The organism is Streptomyces sp. HB132, assembly GCF_016909575.1.
Classification (GTDB): Bacteria; Actinomycetota; Actinomycetes; order Streptomycetales; family Streptomycetaceae; genus Streptomyces.
Genome location: NZ_JAFBGA010000005.1, coordinates 259,793 through 277,165, shown reverse-complemented (window position 1 = coordinate 277,165; position 17,373 = coordinate 259,793). Strand labels below are relative to the sequence as shown.

Here is a 17,373-nt window from a genome sequence, read left to right as displayed (position 1 = left end):
GGCCTACTGGCTACGGACCGTAGAGCGCGCCCGCGGCGGGATGGAAGCCACTCGCGCAGGTGGCCACGAAGCTGCAACGCCGCCGAAACAGACGCGCCGGGCCGACCCCGCCGCAGGCGGAGCCGGCCCGGCGCCGGTCGTGCGTCAGTCCTGGGTGAGCATCCCGCTGCGCAGGCTCCGGAGGATGCGGCCGAGCAGGCGGGAGACGTGCATCTGGGAGATGCCGAGCTCGTCGCCTATCTGGGCCTGTGTCATCTCCTGGCCGAACCGCATGTCGATGATGCGCCGCTCGCGTGTGTCCAGCTCGCCTAGCAGCGGGGCGAGCGAACTGAGGTTCTCCACCGTCTCCATGGCGGGATCGGACTCGCCCAGCACGTCCGCGTAGGTGCGCCCGGCCGTCGCGCCGCCGATGGGGCCCGACGTGTCGGCCGGGATGTCGAGCGATCCGGCCGTGTAGCCGTTGGCGGCGACCAGGCCCTCGGTGACCTCCTTCTCCTCGAGACCGAGATGGTCGGCGAGCTCCCGCACCGTGGCGTCCCGGTCGAGGTCCGCCGCGAGTGCTTCCTTCGCCTTCGCGAGGTCGACTCTCAACTCCTGGAGTCGCCGGGGCACATGAACGGACCAGGTGGTGTCGCGGAAGAATCGCTTGATCTCGCCGACGATGTACGGAACGGCGAACGAGGTGAACTCCACCTCGCGTGCGAGGTCGAAGCGGTCGATGGCCTTGATGAGGCCGACGGTGCCGACCTGGACGATGTCCTCCATCTCGCCGCTTCCCCGGCTGCGGAAGCGCCCGGCGGCGAACCGCACGAGGGACAGGTTCATCTCGATAAGGGTGTTCCGGGTGTACTGGTGCTCGGGGGTGCCCTCGTCGAGCACCTGCAGACGGTCGAAGAAGAGCTTCGACAACTTCCGCGCATCCCTCGGGGCGATCCGCCCCGCGTCCTCGATCCAGGGAAGTCCGTCCGGAGCACCTGCTCGTTCCGCAGTCGCGGTCGGCGCAGTGTGCGTGGTCATCCCGTCACGCTCCTCAGATTGTGGGCCGTGAGGTCTGGGCGCCTGCCCGATGGGACGCAACTCATGCACAAGCAGGAGGATTTGAGACAACGGACACGGGGATCGGCCGCGGACGGCGCTGATCGTCCGCGGAAGACATGCCCGCGGAGCACCCGTGAGTCCGGGAGCACGAAGAACCGCCCCACCGGTACGGGGGAGCCCGGTGGGGCGGTCACGTCCAGAGTGCCACAAGCCGATGCCGGTTGGGGCGGTATCCCGCGCAGCGGTCACTATTCGCCCGACCGGCCGCTCCGTGCACTCACGCCGGGGCGCGACCGCCGCCCCGACCGGCGTCATCTCCCGCACACGCCGGACCTCGCGCGCGAGTGGAGGGCGCGGCGGGGGCCGGTGCCGCGGCTGCGCGCTCGACAGCGGCCCGGCGGTCCGGAGGCCGGGGAATAGGGACGGGGCGATCAGCCTTACACGCCTGTCGGCCGCCGATCCGAACCGGAGTGAGAGAACCCATGCCCGAGGCCACACCCCTGCCCCCGGACCTGCCCGGGGCGGGGACCGTGAACCCGTCCCCTCCGGTGGAACCCGCCCCCGCCGCGGCAGCCGAAAGGCCCCATCCCCTGGACAACCCCGTGCGCGCCGCCCTGACCGGTCCGCACGCCCACTTCGCCGAGCGGCGCGGACGCATCCTGCGCTACCACCCCGACGTCACCCCCTGGCTCGCGCTGCCGGATGCCCCCGAGACCCAGGACTGGGCCGACGTCGCCGCACTCGTGGGCCCCGGCGGTTCGGTCACCCTGACGGCCTTCCGTGAGCCCCCGCCGGCCGACTGGGAGATCGTCTTCCAGGCCGAGGGCGTGCAGATGGTGACCGACGCCGCCGGCGCCGTCCCCGACCCGGAGGCCGTGCCACTCGGCCCGGCCGACGTGCCGGAGATGCTCGACCTCGTCGAGCGCACCCGGCCCGGCCCGTTCCTGCCACGCACCGTGGAGCTCGGCACCTATCTCGGTGTCCGGCGTGCCGGCGTCCTCGTCGCGATGGCGGGGGAACGGCTGCATCCGCCCGGCTGGACCGAGATCAGTGGCGTCTGCACCGACGATTCCGTACGGGGCCAGGGGCTCGCGACGCGCCTCGTCGGAGCCGTCGCCCACGGCATCAGGGAACGAGGCGAGACGCCCTTCCTGCACGCCGCCGCGTCGAACACCTCCGCCGTCCGGCTCTACGAATCCATCGGCTTCACCCTGCGCCGCCGGACCTCCTTCCTCTCCGTGATCGTCCCGGCGGGCGCGTGGCCGTCCACCGACGCCGAGACCCGTGGCCCGGGGGCGGGTAGCTTGGAACACGTGGGGCGATAAGGGCGAACAGGCGGGAGGCGTGCCGTGGTCATGGGGCTCCTGCGCCCGTCGACGGCGCACAAGCCGCTGCCCGGTTCGGATCCGGGTGAGACGGATGCGGGCGCCGCCCGCATCGGGAACTGGGCGCTCGCCTTCTGGATGCTCCTGCTGACCGTGGCGGTGGTCCTCCTGGACGCCCTCACCGGCAACGACCTCCCCCTGATCCCGCTCCTGGTCGTGCTTCCGGCCCTGACGTCGGTCTTCTGCACGGTCCGCCAGACCACCGCTGTGGCGGTGTGGGTGATGCTGGTCGTCGTCGCATCCCGGATCGCCTCGACAGGCCCCTTCTGGGACGTGCTCTTCCTCATCGGCTTCACGGCCCTCGCCAGTGGCCTGGGAGTCGCCGCCTGCGCCGCGCGGATCCGGCACGCCACCGAGGTGGCGAGGCTGCGTTCGGCGGCGGTCGCGCTCCAGCGCCAGATCCTGCGCCCGCTCCCCATCGTCACGCGGCAACTCTGTGCCCACGGCCTCTACGAGCCGATCGAGGAGGACCGCTTCGTCGGGGGTGACATCTACGAGGTCGTGCAGTCGCCCCACGGCACCCGCGTCATCATCGGGGACGTCCAGGGCAAGGGGCTGCCCGCGATCGGGGTCGGTTTCGCCGCGCTCGGCGCGTTCAGGGAGGCGGCCGTGCGGGAACCCGAGCTCACCGCCGTGGCCGACTCCGTCGAGGACGCGGTCGTCCGGCACAACGCCTTCTCCGCCGAGACCGGTGAGACCGAACGCTTCGTGACCGCCCTGGTCCTGGGGTTCGACGGGGGCGACCGGATGCAGGTCGTCAACTGCGGTCATCTGCCGCCCCGGCTGCTGTGCGACGGGTCGGCGTCGGTGGTCACCCTGCACAGCACCTCCGTGCCGCTGGGCATGGCGGAGCTCGGCGGTGAGGCGCGTGCCGCGGAGTGGGTCGGCTTTCCCGCCGGTGCGGCCCTGCTGGTCTTCACCGACGGGGTGACCGAGGCGCGTGACGCCACCGGCGTCTTCTACCCCTTCGACGAGCGGCTGGGGCGATGGGTGGGCCGCGAGCCGGACCAGGTCCTGGACGCGCTCCAGGTGGACCTGCAGAGTTTCTCCGGCGGAGTGCGCCGTGACGACGTGGCGGTACTCGTCCTGAGCAGGCCGACGGAGGGTGGGACCGCGGCCCCCGGAACTCCGACGTGAACCGGTCCGGGTGGTGAGGCCCACCACCCGGACCGGCGCCCCGCTCGCTGACAGCACGCCTCCGGACCAGGCCCCGGGAGAGCCGGCTCGGGCGGCCCGGAGGTTCGGGGGCTGCCGGGCGAACTCACAGCAGGGTACGAGTACTCGCGGTGCGGGTACGAGCACGGGTAGGATCAGCGCCATGGGTTCGTACTACTTCTTTCTCTGACGCGCGGCCGGGACGCCGCCACGCGACGCCGACCGTCGCCGCCTGACCCGCCGGGTCACGCGAAGTGCTGCCGTCCACCCCGCTGACCGACACCCACGTCCCGCAGCGCGCCTCCGTCCATGACGTCGATGTGCGCGCCGCCGAGGGCATGTCACCTCAGGGAAAGCACCCATGTCTCTTCAGCACCCCCGCGCCCAGCTCGCGCTGACCGACGTCTCCAAGGCGTACGGCGACCGGTCCGTACTCGACCAGGTGTCCCTCACCGTCCGCCCCGGGGAGAAGGCCGCGGTCATCGGTGAGAACGGGTCCGGCAAGTCCACCCTGCTCCGGCTGATCGCCGGGACGGAGGCCCCGGACAGCGGTGACATCACCGTCAGCTTCCCGGGCGGCACCGGCTATCTCGCCCAGACCCTCGCCCTCGACCCGCGCGGCACGGTCCAGGCCGCCGTCGACGCGGCCCTCGCCGGACTCCGCACCCTGGAACGCCTGATCCGCGAGGCGGAGGAAGCGATGTCCGACAAAGATCCCTCCGGGGCGCAGCTCGCCGAGTACGGGGATCTGCTGGCGGCCTACGAAGAACGCGGCGGTTACCAGGCGGACGCCAGGACCGCCGCCGCGCTGCACGGCCTCGGGCTCGGCCACCTCACCCGGGACCGCGCGCTCGGCACCCTGTCCGGCGGTGAGCAGTCCCGGCTGGCGCTGGCCTGCGTACTCGCCGCGGCGCCGGAGCTGCTGCTCCTCGACGAGCCCACCAACCACCTGGACGCGAGCGCCGTCACGTGGCTCGAGGACCACCTCCGTGCCCACCGGGGCACCGTGGTCGCCGTCACCCACGACCGGGCGTTCCTGGAGCGGACCACCACGGTGATCCTGGAGGTCGACCGCGACCTGCGCGGCGTCTCACGGTACGGGGACGGCTGGGACGGGTACCGCACGGCTGAGGCCGCCGCACGCCGCGGCCAGGTCCAGCAGCACCAGGAGTGGCGGGCGGAGCTGGACCGTACCGAAGAGATGGTGGCCGCGGCCGGCCGGCGCCTCACGGGCACCGGCCGGGACCCCGGGCAGGGTTTCGGCAAACACCGGAGGTCGCACGAGGTCAAGTTGTCGGGCCAGGTCAGGGCCGCCAGGACCCGGCTGGAGGCGCTGCGCCGCTCACCCGTCCCCGCGCCTCCCCGCCCGCTGCGCTTCTCGGCCGACCTCGCCCTCGCCGCCGACCCGGCGGGGGAGGGGGCCGACGTTCCCGCCCTCCTGGCCGAGCTCGATTCCGTCCGCGTCGGCGAACGGCTGGACGTGCCATCCCTGCGCATCCCGCCGGGCCTTCGACTCCTGGTCACCGGTCCGAACGGTGCCGGGAAGTCCACACTCCTGCGTGTCCTGGCCGGTGACCTGGCGCCGGACACCGGCGTGGTCCGGAGGCGGGGCAGAGTCGGCTACCTCCCGCAGGAACTACCGGTCAGACCGACCCGCCGGGCGCTGCTGGCCACCTTCGCCGCGGGACGGCCGGGACTCCCCGATGAGTACGAGGACGAACTGCTGGCTCTCGGCCTGTTCCGCCCGGACGACCTCACCGTGCCGGTGGCGGCTCTCTCCATCGGGCAGCAACGCAGGCTCGCCCTCGCGCGACTGGTGACCCGGCCCGCCGATCTGCTGGTCCTCGACGAGCCCACGAACCACATCGCCCCGGGTCTGGTCGAGGAACTGGAGGCCGCGCTCGACCGGTACGCGGGAGCCGTCGTGGTCGTCTCGCACGACCGGAGCTTCCGCCGCCGGTTCACCGGCGAACGCCTCGAACTCCGGGCCGGCCGGACCGTGGCGGACGTCTACGCCCCCGAGGGGGCGTGCCCCTCACGCACGTGGACACGCAACCGCTCGACGAAGACCCGTTGACCCGCCACCAGCCGTGCGAGGGCGACGTCCGGTGAGCACCAGGCGAACCGGTCCATCTCCGGGAACTCACGCAGCACCCCGGAGCCCCTCGGCCACTCCATGCTGAAGGTGCCCGGGACCGCCGCCCCAGGATCCAGGCCGCCTTCCACGGCCCACACGGTCACGGTCTTGCCGCCGGACTGCCGTGACTCGCCCAGCGACACCCAGGTGCCGTCCGGGAGGGGCAGACCGGTTTCCTCCTCGAACTCCCTCCGCGCGGCGGCGGCGGGTTCCTCCGCGGGTTCGCACTCGCCCTTGGGGACGGACCAGGCAGCCGCCTCACGGCGGGCCCAGAACGGTCCGCCCATGTGGCCGATCAGCACCTCGACGTCCGGGTGGCCGTCCCCGTCGGCGACGACCCGGAAGAGAAGGATCCCCGCACTGCGCTTGACTGTCGACATGTCGTCAAGTGTGCGGGACCGCAGGCCGGAAGGCCACCGGCGCGGGGAACCGTGGACCCTCGTGGCCCGGGACCGCGGTGGGCCACCCCTCCGCCGCACGCTGTTCCGCCTGATGTCCCCGTTGTCCTCTGGTGCGGCCCACCGAGCCCGGTCATGCTGTCCGCCGACAGCGCGTTCCGCGCCCGATCCGCACCGCACCAGGAGGATTTGTGGGCCCAGGCACTTTCCGCGCCACCCGGCGTTCACTCGTGTTGCTGGCGGCCGTGATGGCGACGGCGGCCGGGGCCGTCGCACCCGCCACAGCCGACTCGACTCCGGATCCCCGTCCGCACACCACCGCCGAGATCCTCAGACCCGTCGCCCCGCCCCCCGCGAGCGGCTCGTCCGGCGAAGCGAGATCCGTCGTGGACGGCGACGGCATCGAGACCGCCCGTTCCTCACGCCCCCTGGCACCCGGCGTGCGTCTGAGTTCGTACGACCGCCTGGAGTCCGACAAGTGGCTGCGCGTCGACACCCTCTCGGTGGATCTGGACGGCAGCGGGGTACGCGCCGACTACCTGTCCTCGGGCAAGGTCTCGGACCGGCACACGGTCTCCCAGCTGGCAGCCGCACACGACCCGGGGCGGGGCCGCCGCACCGTCGCCGCGATCAACGCGGACTTCTTCGACATCAACCAGACCGGAGCGCCCCAGGGACCGGGGGTCGAGAACGGCCGGCCGGTGCACTCCCCGGCTCCGGGCGTCAACCGCGCGGTGGGCATCGGCCCGCAGAACGCCGGCCGCATCCTGGAGCTCTACTTCGAGGGCACTCTCGCGCTCCCCTCGGGCGCGCACCCGCTCGCGGCGTACAACGCGGCGAACGTACCGGCCCAGGGCGTGGGCGCCTACAGCTCGGCCTGGGGAAGCGCAGACCGTGCGCTCACCGTCGACGGAGCACAGCCCGTCGCGGAAGTCGCGGTGCGGGACGGCGAGGTCGTCTCCGTGTCGGACGCCCCCGGATCGGGCCCGGTGCCCGAGGACACCGTGGTCCTCGTCGGCCGGGAGGCGGGAGCGGGACCGCTGGCCGCGCTGGAACCCGGTGACCGGGTAGGCATCGAATACCGTGCCCGCACCGACAGCGGGGCCGTCCCGCGCACCGCCGTGGGCGGCCGGGAACTGCTCGTCGTCGACGGGGATGCACAGAACCACGACGGCGAGGGCAACAACACCGCGGCGCCCCGTACCGCGGTCGGGTTCTCCGAGGACGGCCGGACCATGCAGGTCATCACGGTCGACGGCCGACAGGCCGACAGCGGTGGTGTCACCCTCACCGAACTGGGCGAGATGATGCGCGAGGCCGGCTCGCACAGCGCCCTGAACCTCGACGGGGGAGGCTCATCGACCCTTGTAGCGCGCGAGCCGGGCAGTGACGCGCTCCAGGTCGAGAACAGCCCCTCCGACGGCAGCGAGCGTACGGTCCCCAACGGGCTCGCCCTGACCGCCCCCGACGGCAGCGGGCGACTCGAGGGCTTCTGGGTCGAGACCCGCACACCGGCCGGTGCCGCCCCCGGCGACGACCCGGTCGACGGCGGTCATCCCGAGCGGGTCTTTCCCGGCCTGACCCGGCAGCTCACCGCCGCCGGCTACGACGAGACGTACGGCCCCGCCGCGGGCACCCCGCGCTGGCGTGCCGTCAGCCCCGCGGTCGGCGGCGTGGACGCCCGAGGCACGTTCACCGCCCGGCGCAGCGGCACCACCTACGTCCGGGCGGAACGGGACGGCGCCCACGGCGACACCCGGCTCACCGTCCTCGACCGGCTTGCCCGGATCCGGCCCACCACCGCGCGCGTCGGACTGGCGGACAAGGAGGCCACCGGTGGTTTCGGCATCGTCGGACTCGACGCCCACGGCACGAGTGCTCCCGTCGAGCCGGACGACCTCACCCTCGACTACGACCGCACGCTGTTCGCCGTCGCCGACGACGGCCGGGGCTCCTTCACCGTCAGGTCCCTGACCGGCTCCGGAGCGGGACAGATCAAGGCCACGGTGGCGGGCGTCAGTACGATCCTCGCCGTGAGCGTCGGTCTCACCGAGCAGCCCGTGTCGGACTTCGAGGACGCCGGATCCTGGAAGTTCAGCCAGGCCCGCGCCGACGGCGCGCTCGCCGCGACTCAGGACGGGCACACGAACACCGGCCTGCGCCTCACCTACGACTTCACCCGGTCGACGGCGACGCGAGCCGCCTACGCGGCCCCGCCGCAGCCCCTCACCGTGCCCGGCCAACCGCAGGCGTACACCCTCTGGATCAAGGGGGACGGCAACGGCGCCTGGCCGACGCTGCACCTCAAGGACGCCGCAGGCAGCGACCAGCTCCTGCGGGGTCCGTACGTCACCTGGACCGGCTGGCGCCGGGTCACCTTCGCGGTGCCGCCGGGCGCGGCGATGCCGCTGTCGGTGCACCGCTTCTACCTCGCCGAGACGGCGGTGGCCCGGCAGTACACCGGTGAGATCGTCATCGACGACCTGACCGCCCAGGTGCCACCCACCGTCGAGCTGCCCGAACAGACCGAAGCCCCGGACCCGTTGATCGACACCGCCGCGGTCACAGAGGGCCGGGACTGGCGGTTCGCCGTGATGTCGGACGCCCAGTTCGTCGCACGCGCCCCGGACAGCGCGATCGTCCGGCAGGCCCGCCGCACCCTGCGCGAGATCAAGGCCGCGCGCCCCGACTTCCTGGTGGTCAACGGTGACCTCGTCGACGAGGGCTCGCCCGCCGACCTCGCGTTCGCCCGCCAGGTCCTCGACGAGGAACTCGGAGACTCCCTGCCCTGGTACTACGTACCGGGCAACCACGAGGTGATGGGAGGGAAGATCGACAACTTCGTCACCGAGTTCGGCCCGGCCCGGCGGACGTTCGACCACAAGGGCACCCGGGTCATCACGCTCGACACGTCGAGTCTCAGCCTGCGTGGCGGCGGTCTCGCCCAGATCAAGGAGTTGCGTGCCCAGTTGGACGCGGCGGCGGAGGACCGGTCCGTCGGTTCGGTGATGCTCATCGAGCACGTGCCCCCACGCGATCCGACCGTGCAGAAGGGCAGTCAGCTGAGCGACCGCAAGGAGGCGGCCCTCGTCGAGCAGTGGCTCGCCGGCTTCCGCCGTACGACGGGCAAGGGTGCGGCCTTCATCGGCAGCCACGTGGGAGTCTTCGACGCCTCGCGCGTGGACGGGGTCCCCTGTCTGATCAACGGGAACTCCGGCAAGGCACCGGCAGGGCCCGTGGACGAGGGCGGATTCACCGGCTGGTCCCTCATCGGCGCCGACCGGGTGTCGTCGGGCGAACAGGCGGCGGCACGTCGGCAGCCGTGGCGGGGCGGGCCCGACTGGGTCTCCGCACAGACACGCGCCCACGTCGACGCGCTCGCCCTGGACGCTCCCTCCGCGCTCGTCGCGGGGGAGCGCACGACGATCGGCGCGCATGTCACCCAGGGGACGCGGGCCGTGCCGGCGGCCTTCCCGCTGAGCGCGGACTGGACCGGGTCGCCGAACGTCCGCATCGGGAAGCCGGACGGTGCCCGTCCCCGTCACATCGCGACGCTGGACCCCGCGACGGGCACGATCACCGCGCTCCGGCCGGGCACCGTCACGCTCGCGGTGACGGTCAACGGCGTCATCCGGCAGGCACAGATCCGCATCTCGGCCGCGGCGGTGAAGCCCGCCGCCTGACGTTCCACGCAGTGCCCCACCTCCTCCGCACGGCTCCCGGACGTCCTCCGGAAGCCGTGCGGAGGGCTCGGCCCTGCCGAGGGGACATCGTGATGCCACGTACTCATCTGTACCAAGCACGCGCTCGCACCTCCAGCCGCGGCAGCGCCGCGACCACCTCGCTCCCCACGGGGGCACCACTCAGCTCCCGCAGGACGATCGCGCGGGTGGGCCCTCTGGAGATCAACGCGGGGGCGGACTCACATGAGGGGAACGAGGACGGTGATCTGTTTGCCGCCCGGGCGCGGGGTGACGGCCACGTGCCTGGCGAGACGGCAGACGAGCGGCCATCCGAACCCACCGGGCGGGAAGGCGTCCGAGGCGGACGACACCTGCGTCGCCGGTTCCTCCGGAGACGCGTCCTCGACGTCCAGGCGAAGCCCGTCGTCGACGAGTTCGGCCCTGAAGCCGGTGAGCCCCCTGCCGTGCCGCATCGCGTTCGTGACCAGCTCCGAGGTCACCAGGAGCGCGTCCGCGACGACGACGTCGAGATCCTCGTTCTTCAGATCGCTGAACGCCGCGTCGAGGAGTGCGGTGACGCGTTCGCGCGCCTCACCCGCGGTCCGGGGCACGGCTTGCCGAGCGAGAACGTGATCGCTGCTTCCCGGGAACGCCTCGGGCACCTCGCTGCCCCCGGGGAGTGCACCTGTGTCTGTCATCGTCTGGTTCGGTTGCCCTCTTCCCGCCGTCCTATGCCGGATCCGCGGACGTGCCCTGAGCAGCGAGGAAGAGCAGCGATGCCGCACCTCACCGGCACTCCCACCACGGCGACCGGCCCGCTCCACGTCCGGTCGCGTCCGGGCCTCGCCCGACGCGGTCGGAAGCGTGGGTCCGGCGCATCGCGGAGGACTGTGTCGCCCCCCTGCCGCCGCGCGGCAGGGGGCAACACAGACGTGACCCGGCGGAACGCGGGCGTCGCCTACGCCTGTCCGCCCCTTCCCTTCTGGATGAAGAAAAGGCCCACCATCGCAATGCACACAATAATTCCCAGAAGCGCCCACCCTCCCGTGTTGCCGGAAATGATGAGGAAGGCCGAGAAGATGATTCCCAGAACCGCGAAAAAGGCCGCGAATTGTAGATACCGTTTGACGCTCGCCCGTTGTTCCGTGGACCATACCGCACGAGGCACGCTTATCCCCTATCTGCATTGGAGGAGGGAGGGCTTGGTGCTTCCGCCCGGGCTCAGCCACTCAGAATAATGACAAGGGCCACGAAGGCCGTAACATGGTGGAAAAGTGCCGGACGCCCGCCGATTGTTCCATGTCCCAACGGAGTCGACCCGTTGTCGCTTTCCCGTTGCCGGTCCATCCGCCCAGGAGTCCTGAGATGCCGGCACCGGCGCGCCCGGGCCCCCATGTGACAGACCGTCTGGCCGCTCACCAGGGACGTCGTGGCCGCGCCTCCTGCCGGGGCTCCAGTGGCAGGAGGCGCGGCCACGTCTTCGGTTACCGACGCCTGTTGCCTGTTCTGCGGAAAATGAAAACTCCGACGATTGCGGCGACGACTAGAAAGGCGGCGATGCCCCACGTGGGAAGTTCGGGCCCTCCTTGTCCGGCAGCAGCCAAGAGGATGGGGTTCTTCATGTGTGACCCTTTCGTTTCAGTTTTGACCGCTCGCGAAGGAACACCTGACCGGCACCCCGAATCGATCACATCTTTCTAGAAGGTGTACTTGCCGGTTGCCGAGCATTTTCCTGTACTGCCGCCGGTGGCGGCGCCCACGGAACCGCTGGAATCGACTGATGCCTCGATCGGACCGATGCCGCAGGAAGCCTCGGCGCTCAGACCCGAGTCTGCGCTGCCCGACGAAACACCAGCGGTTTCGCTGATGCCAGGTGAGCCCACACCGATCGAGACGTAACCGTGGACGCTTCCGTCTTCATTGATGTCCACGCCGCCTCCGAGACAGAGGATGTCGCAGACCTCGACTCCCAGTCCGACCGAGAGCAGCCCGCTGGGGTCGATGCGGTTGACGGGGTCGCCCTCGGCGTAGAGGTAGGGGTTCTTCTCCTGGCCGGAGGGGTCGGGGCTGGTGAAGCGGCCGATGTTGGGGTCGTAGTAGCGGGCCGCGAAATGGTAGAGGCCGGTGGGGTCCTGGTAGCCGCCGGCGAACCGGTAGGGCTGGGGCACGGTCTCGCTGGTGGTGCTACGCGAGACGCCTCGGGGGCTGTAGCCGTATCTGTTGACCTTCGCGCCGGTCTCGTCGGCCATGGCGACCACTGAACCGAGTGCGTCGGTCAGGTAGTAGTAGTTCTTCCCCCCACGGGTCATGGAGTTCAGAGTGCCCCCGGGCTCGCGGTTGAATCCCGTGTCCACTCCGGCGGTTGACGTGCCGGCCAGGCCGATGGGGCCGTTGTGGAAGTAGGTGTCACCGAGCTTGATGCGTTCGGACTGGTCGGTCGACCCGTACTGCCCGGCGTAGGTCTTCCCGGCGACCGTGACAGAGGTCATCTGGGAGTAGTCCGACCACTTCTCGCCCGTCCTGGTGTCCTCGGTGGTGGAGGCACCCGCGGTTTCGTTGCCGATCTTGTCGTAGGACCAGTTCGCCGTGGAGCCGTTCTTCGCGGTGACCTGCTGGGCGTCGTTGATCGTGTAGGTGGTGCCGCGCGGGCAGCCGGGGTCGGTGCCCTGGGAGGTGAGGTTGCCGGCCAGGTCGTAGCAGTACTGCCAGGAACTGTTCAGCGTGGTGCCCTTCTCCTCCTTGGCGTAGGAGAAGCGGCCCGCGCTGTCGTAGGTGTAGGAGGTCTTGAAGCCGCTCACCGCGTCCGTGCTGCTGCGGATCTTGCCGCCGTCCTTGGCCCCGTCGGCGTAGGAGTAGGCGAGATCGACCAGGGTGCCCTGGGGTGAGGTGGCCTTGATCTTCTCCGGGCGGCCCGACTTGTCCGGGGTGACCGTCTGCACGGTGCTGCCCGGATAGGTGGTTCTGGTGCGGACGTCGTTGTTGTTGTACTCGTACGAGGTGGTCCTGCCCTCGGGGTCCTTGAGGGACTTGAGCTTGTTCACCTCGTTCCAGGTGTAGTCCGTCAGCCCTGCCGGGTCCTGGTAGGTGTCGACGTTTCCGGCCGGGGTGTAGGCGAGGACGGTCTGCGAGCCGTCCTGCAGCGTACGTACGGTCTCCCGGGACAGCGGATCGAAGTCGTACTTGATGACACCGGTGCCGTCGGAGCGCTGCTTTAGGTTGCCGTCACCGTCGTAGGAGTAGGTGACGGCGGCGTAGTCGGAGCTGTCGACCTTGGTGACACGGTCGCGGTTGTCGTACTCGTACAGTGTGGTCACCCCGCGGCCGTCCTTGACCATGGTCGTGCGCCCGAGGCCGTCGTGGTAGTACGTGGTCGTGCCGAGCGGAGCCGGGGCCGTGACCGTCTTGAGGTTGCCCTGGGCGTCGTAGGTGAAGGTGGTGGACACCGACTTCGTCGAGGTCATCTTCGTCGTGGCCCTGCAGCGCTGGCCCTCGAAGCCCTGGCAGGTGGGGGTGGCCGGGTTGTAGTCGAAGCTCCGGTTCCCGCCGCCCGTGCCCTCCACCGCGACCGACTTGGTGTTGCCCGCCGTGTCGTAGGTGTAGTTCGTCTTCTCGTTGTCCGCGGTCGTCATCGAGCCGGGAAGGTCAGCGCCGGCGATGGTCTGGTAGCCGGTCGCCGTGGAAGTGGCCCCGGTCGGCAGCTTGGCCGAGGTCGGGTTGTTGCGGCCGTCCCACCCGTATGTCGTCACGTTGGCACCGGTGCCGCCGACTCCCATGGCGTCCGACGCGGTGTCGACGTTGCGGTTCGCGTCGAACGTCCTGGTCCGGTTGTGGGTCAGGGCGTCGGTGACGTCGGAGACCTGGCCGTCAGCGTCGTGCTTGTACGTCGTGGAGTGCTGCTCGGGGTCGGTGACCTTCGTCGTGCCCGCCGCCGAGGGCGAGGACGCCGAGTAGGTGTAGGTCCAGGTGGGACCCGTGTGGCCGGAACCGTTGAAGGCCGTGGCGCGGAGCATGGAGGTGACCCGGTTCCGGTCGTCGTAGGTGAAGGCCGTGACCCGCCCCTCCGGGGTGGTGATCTTCGTCAGCCGGCGTGAGGAGTCGTAGCCGAACTGGGTGGCCTTGCCCTCGGTGTCCGTCGTCCTCGCGACGTCACCCGACGGGTTCAGGTCGTAGACGGCGGTGCGGCCCGTGTGGTCCTTGGCCTGCCACTGCGAGGCGTCCGTCTTCAGCAGATCCACCCACCGTCCGGAACGGGTCTCGGTGACCTTGAACCCCTTGTGCTCGGTCCCCTCGTCGTGCTGGGTGATCGTGATGACGCCGTGGTTCCTGTCGGTGACCTTCGTCAGCGTGCCACCGGCGTCATACGTGTCCTTGGAACCCGACTTGCGGTCGGTCAGCGTGTACGTACCGTCCGTGTTCTTCTTCAGGTCCTTCGAGTAGCCCTTGGGCGTGGTGAAGGTGCCGTCGGACTCCTCGGTGAAGCGGACCGCCGCACCGCTCGCGTCGTAGACGACGACCTCGGAGTCGAAGACCTGCGCGTAGCGCTCGTACTCCTGCCACCAGCGCTGCGAGACCTTCCCCCACGGGGCGTCCAGCGAGTTGTACGTCCGCGCCAGCCGCAGCTTCTGCCCCACCCCGGCGACGTCGAAGTCGGTGGCGGCGAGCATCAGGTTGCCGTTGGAGTAGTTGACCCGCGCGACGAGCGAGTCCGTGATCCGGAAATCGGAGATCTGGTGCCACGGCACCGAACCCTGCCCCTCCGGCACATACATCATCACCGAAGCCGACGAGCGGGCGGCACCGGCGCCGCTGCCGGCCCGCGCCCTGTCCTTCTGCGCGGCCCGCCAGGCCGCGACCTCGGCAGACACCGGCGCCTCTGCCTCCGCCGGGACCGGGCTGTTGGATCCGACCTTCACCTCGGGCATCCGCGCCTTGGCACCGCCCGGTCCCCACGCCGAGACGGCCGACGGGTCGTCGGCCGCAGGAGCGGCGAGAGCGGGCAGCGCGGACGTACCGAGTGCGACCACCACCAGCGCGGCGGTCAGAGCGGTTCTGGGATGTATGCGAGCACGCCGAAACGGCGTGCCGGAAGCACGCGAAACCATGCAATCCCCCCACGGGAAACAAGAGCCACAGCGGCCACACCGGCCACCGGAGCACCGCACGTTGTCACGGATCCTTCACGCAACAGGTTCCGATTCTCCGCCGCCGGCATCAAACCTGCCGGAACAAGCCGACTTCGCTGACCGGTTCGTCCCGGATGCCTCCCGCCCCACGATTAGTTTCCGTACGGCAACTAATTATGGGGCGGGAGGCAAGCTGACCGAAAATCAGCTACTGAGCTGACGGGATTTTCGCCGCCGAGCCGGCCGCGGGCCGGCGGAATTGGCCGAAGCGTTGTTTTCCGCCCAACGACGGGACAGCGTCGTGCGCGGTCCGTCCGGCGGGGGAGGGGCGGGCATGCGGCGGGGTATCCGGGCATAGCCAGGCCCCGGCGGACGGCCCGTCAGGTCTTCCGGTAGCCGTAGGCGTCCGTGGCCGCCGCCTCCACCGTCTCCAGATCGCCCCCCGCCGACGCCGTCACCAGCGCGGCGACCGCGCCCTCCACGAACGGAGCGTCCACCAGCCGCGATCCTTCGGGCAGTTCATCGCCTTCCGCCAGCATGGACTTCACGGTGAGCACCGCGCTCCCGAGGTCCACGAGAAGCGCGACCCCGGCGCCCCTGTCGACCGTCCTCGCGGCCTCGGCGATCAGTTCCGTGCTCGTCCCCAGGCCGCCGGCCGAGGTGCCGCCCGCCGCCGCCACCGGGGCCGTCGCGCCACCGGCCGCCAGCCCTCTCGCCAGATCGGCCACCGCCTGCGCGACCGGCCCGCTGTGCGAGACCAGCACGATCCCGACCTGCTTGCCCTCGCTCATGCGTCGCTCCCGCCCTTCGGATCCGCTGCTTCGACGAGTGCCCCGACCAGCAGCGCCGCCGAAGCGGCCCCTGGGTCCTGGTGTCCGATGCTGCGCTCGCCCAGATAACTGGCCCTGCCCTTACGGGCCCGCAGCGGAACGGTCGCCAGGGCACCGGCCAGCGCCGCGTCCCGAGCCTCCTCGAACGAGCTGCCCAGCACCTCGACCGCCGGGAGCAGAGCGTCGAGCATCGTCTTGTCGCCGGCCTGTGCCCCGCCGAGCTGTGCCACCGCGGCCACCCCGGCCCCGAGGGCCTCGGCCAGCTGGTCCGAGGTCACCTCGGGCGCGTCGCCCAACGTCTTGCCGGTGCGGCGCAGCAGAGTCCCGTACAGCGGCCCGGACGCCCCGCCGACCGTCGAGATCAGGTGACGGCCGGCCAGCGTCAGTACGGCCCCCGGTGAGGCGGGGGCCTGCTTCTCCAGTTCGTCGCGCACGGCGGTGAAGCCGCGCCGCATGTTGCTCCCGTGATCGGCGTCCCCGATCGCGGCGTCGAGCTCGGTCAACCGGTCCGCCTCACGGTCGACGACAGCCGCGGTGGCGGCCATCCAGCGACGGAAGAAATCGGTGTCGAGCACAAGATCTCCTGTTCCTCGTACGGTGGAAGGTCCGTTCACCGGCCCCAGCGCAGCGCGGGCGTCTGTACCGGTGCGTCCCAGAGCCGCACCATCTCCTCGTCCACCCGGCAGAGCGTCACCGAGCAGCCTGCCATGTCCAGCGACGTCACGTAGTTGCCCACCAGCGTACGAGCGACCGTCACCCCTCGCTCCGACAGCACCCGCTGCACCTCGGCGTTGAACCCGTACAGTTCCAGCAGCGGGGTCGCACCCATTCCGTTGACCAGCGCCAGCACGGGGCCGTCGGGGCGCAGGTCCTCCAGCACCGCGTGGACCGCGACGTCGGCGATCTCCCCGGACGTCATCATCGGGCGGCGCTCCCGGCCGGGCTCGCCGTGGATGCCGATACCCAGTTCCAGTTCGCCGGCGGGCAGGTCGAACGTCGGAGTGCCCTTCGCCGGAGTGGTCACGGAGCTGAGCGCCACCCCGAAGCTCCGCGAGGACTCGTTCACCCGCCGGGCCATGGACTCCACCCGCTCCAGCGGTGCACCCTCGTCGGCGAGTGCGCCGGCGATCTTCTCGACGAACAGCGTCGCCCCCGTGCCGCGGCGGCCCGCCGTGAACGTGCTGTCGGCCACGGCCACGTCGTCGTCCACCAGGACGCGGGCGACCTGGACGCCCTCGTCCTCGGCGAGTTCGGCCGCCATGTCGAAGTTCAGCACGTCCCCCGTGTAGTTCTTCACGACGAAAAGCACGCCCGCACCGCTGTCGACGGCGGCGGCTGCCCGCACCATCTGGTCGGGGACCGGTGAGGTGAACACCTCCCCGGGACATGCCGCGGACAGCATCCCGGGCCCGACGAAGCCCGCGTGCAGCGGCTCGTGTCCCGATCCGCCTCCGGACACGAGCCCCACCTTCCCGGCCACCGGTGCGTCACGACGGACGACGAGACGGTTCTCGACGTCCACGACGAGCTCCGGGTGGGCGGCGGCCATTCCGCGCAGTCCGTCTGCGACGACGGTCTCAGGCACGTTGATGAGCATGCGCAACGGTTCCTCCTGGGGAGAGCG

11 protein-coding genes are annotated in these 17,373 nt (G+C 70.9%); 4 read left to right on the top strand and 7 right to left on the bottom strand.

Annotated features, from left to right (window positions below; translation table 11 throughout):
• Window positions 1-144: 144 nt before the first annotated feature.
• Window positions 145-1,017 carry a SigB/SigF/SigG family RNA polymerase sigma factor gene (locus tag JOC24_RS14595; RefSeq protein WP_205020676.1) on the bottom strand — a complete coding sequence of 291 codons (873 nt, stop codon included), beginning with the start codon at window positions 1,015-1,017 and terminating at the stop codon, window positions 145-147.
• Between the two features lie 503 nt (window positions 1,018-1,520).
• Here JOC24_RS14595 and JOC24_RS14590 point away from each other — a divergent pair.
• The 3 genes from JOC24_RS14590 (at window position 1,521) to abc-f (ending at window position 5,655) form a co-directional block, all read left to right on the top strand.
• Window positions 1,521-2,363: a GNAT family N-acetyltransferase gene (locus tag JOC24_RS14590; protein WP_205020675.1), complete on the top strand. Its 843-nt coding sequence runs from the start codon at window positions 1,521-1,523 to the stop codon at window positions 2,361-2,363.
• A 30-nt stretch (window positions 2,364-2,393) separates the two neighbouring features.
• Complete coding sequence (locus JOC24_RS14585; RefSeq protein WP_205020674.1) at window positions 2,394-3,560, top strand: PP2C family protein-serine/threonine phosphatase; 1,167 nt, start codon at window positions 2,394-2,396, stop codon at window positions 3,558-3,560.
• Window positions 3,561-3,939: 379 nt separating this feature from the next.
• Window positions 3,940-5,655, top strand: a complete 1,716-nt coding sequence (gene abc-f / locus JOC24_RS14580; protein ID WP_205020673.1) for a ribosomal protection-like ABC-F family protein — start codon at window positions 3,940-3,942, stop codon at window positions 5,653-5,655.
• Here the strand turns inward: abc-f and JOC24_RS14575 are convergent.
• Window positions 5,589-6,095, bottom strand: coding sequence for an NUDIX domain-containing protein (locus JOC24_RS14575; RefSeq protein ID WP_205020672.1), 507 nt, complete (start codon window positions 6,093-6,095; stop codon window positions 5,589-5,591). The two genes, abc-f and JOC24_RS14575, sit on opposite strands and share 67 nt — an antisense overlap.
• Before the next feature lie 266 nt (window positions 6,096-6,361).
• Between JOC24_RS14575 and JOC24_RS14570 the strand changes: the two genes are divergently transcribed.
• Complete coding sequence (locus JOC24_RS14570) at window positions 6,362-9,796, top strand: phosphodiester glycosidase family protein (RefSeq protein WP_205020857.1); 3,435 nt, start codon at window positions 6,362-6,364, stop codon at window positions 9,794-9,796.
• Window positions 9,797-10,035: 239 nt separating this feature from the next.
• On the opposite strand, the gene JOC24_RS14565 is transcribed toward JOC24_RS14570, so the two are convergent.
• From JOC24_RS14565 to dhaK, 5 genes are all read right to left on the bottom strand, one after another.
• On the bottom strand, window positions 10,036-10,494 hold the full coding sequence (locus JOC24_RS14565; protein ID WP_205020671.1) for an ATP-binding protein: 459 nt from the start codon (window positions 10,492-10,494) through the stop codon (window positions 10,036-10,038).
• A 999-nt stretch (window positions 10,495-11,493) separates the two neighbouring features.
• Window positions 11,494-14,718 (bottom strand): RHS repeat-associated core domain-containing protein, encoded by a 3,225-nt coding sequence (locus JOC24_RS14560; protein ID WP_239580491.1) that lies wholly within the window; start codon window positions 14,716-14,718, stop codon window positions 11,494-11,496.
• 581 nt (window positions 14,719-15,299) lie between these two features.
• A complete protein-coding gene (locus tag JOC24_RS14555; RefSeq protein WP_205020669.1) occupies window positions 15,300-15,710 on the bottom strand; it encodes a PTS-dependent dihydroxyacetone kinase phosphotransferase subunit DhaM in 411 nt (136 codons plus the stop codon).
• Entirely contained in the window at window positions 15,707-16,324 is a 618-nt protein-coding gene (dhaL, locus tag JOC24_RS14550) for a dihydroxyacetone kinase subunit DhaL (RefSeq protein WP_205020668.1), read from the bottom strand. The genes JOC24_RS14555 and dhaL overlap by 4 nt, the downstream gene beginning before the upstream one ends.
• Window positions 16,325-16,359: 35 nt before the next feature.
• On the bottom strand, window positions 16,360-17,352 hold the full coding sequence (gene dhaK / locus JOC24_RS14545) for a dihydroxyacetone kinase subunit DhaK (protein WP_205020667.1): 993 nt from the start codon (window positions 17,350-17,352) through the stop codon (window positions 16,360-16,362).
• Between the last annotated feature and the right edge of the window lie 21 nt (window positions 17,353-17,373).

What these genes read in the sequence shown, in the direction of transcription:
- JOC24_RS14595 (WP_205020676.1), bottom strand. Translation starts at nt 1,017, where the DNA reads ATGACCACGCACACTGCGCCGACCGCGACTGCGGAACGAGCAGGTGCT.
- JOC24_RS14590 (WP_205020675.1), top strand. Translation starts at nt 1,521, where the DNA reads ATGCCCGAGGCCACACCCCTGCCCCCGGACCTGCCCGGGGCGGGGACC.
- JOC24_RS14585 (WP_205020674.1), top strand. Translation starts at nt 2,394, where the DNA reads ATGGGGCTCCTGCGCCCGTCGACGGCGCACAAGCCGCTGCCCGGTTCG.
- abc-f (WP_205020673.1), top strand. Translation starts at nt 3,940, where the DNA reads ATGTCTCTTCAGCACCCCCGCGCCCAGCTCGCGCTGACCGACGTCTCC.
- JOC24_RS14575 (WP_205020672.1), bottom strand. Translation starts at nt 6,095, where the DNA reads ATGTCGACAGTCAAGCGCAGTGCGGGGATCCTTCTCTTCCGGGTCGTC.
- JOC24_RS14570 (WP_205020857.1), top strand. Translation starts at nt 6,362, where the DNA reads ATGGCGACGGCGGCCGGGGCCGTCGCACCCGCCACAGCCGACTCGACT.
- JOC24_RS14565 (WP_205020671.1), bottom strand. Translation starts at nt 10,494, where the DNA reads ATGACAGACACAGGTGCACTCCCCGGGGGCAGCGAGGTGCCCGAGGCG.
- JOC24_RS14560 (WP_239580491.1), bottom strand. Translation starts at nt 14,718, where the DNA reads ATGCCCGAGGTGAAGGTCGGATCCAACAGCCCGGTCCCGGCGGAGGCA.
- JOC24_RS14555 (WP_205020669.1), bottom strand. Translation starts at nt 15,710, where the DNA reads ATGAGCGAGGGCAAGCAGGTCGGGATCGTGCTGGTCTCGCACAGCGGG.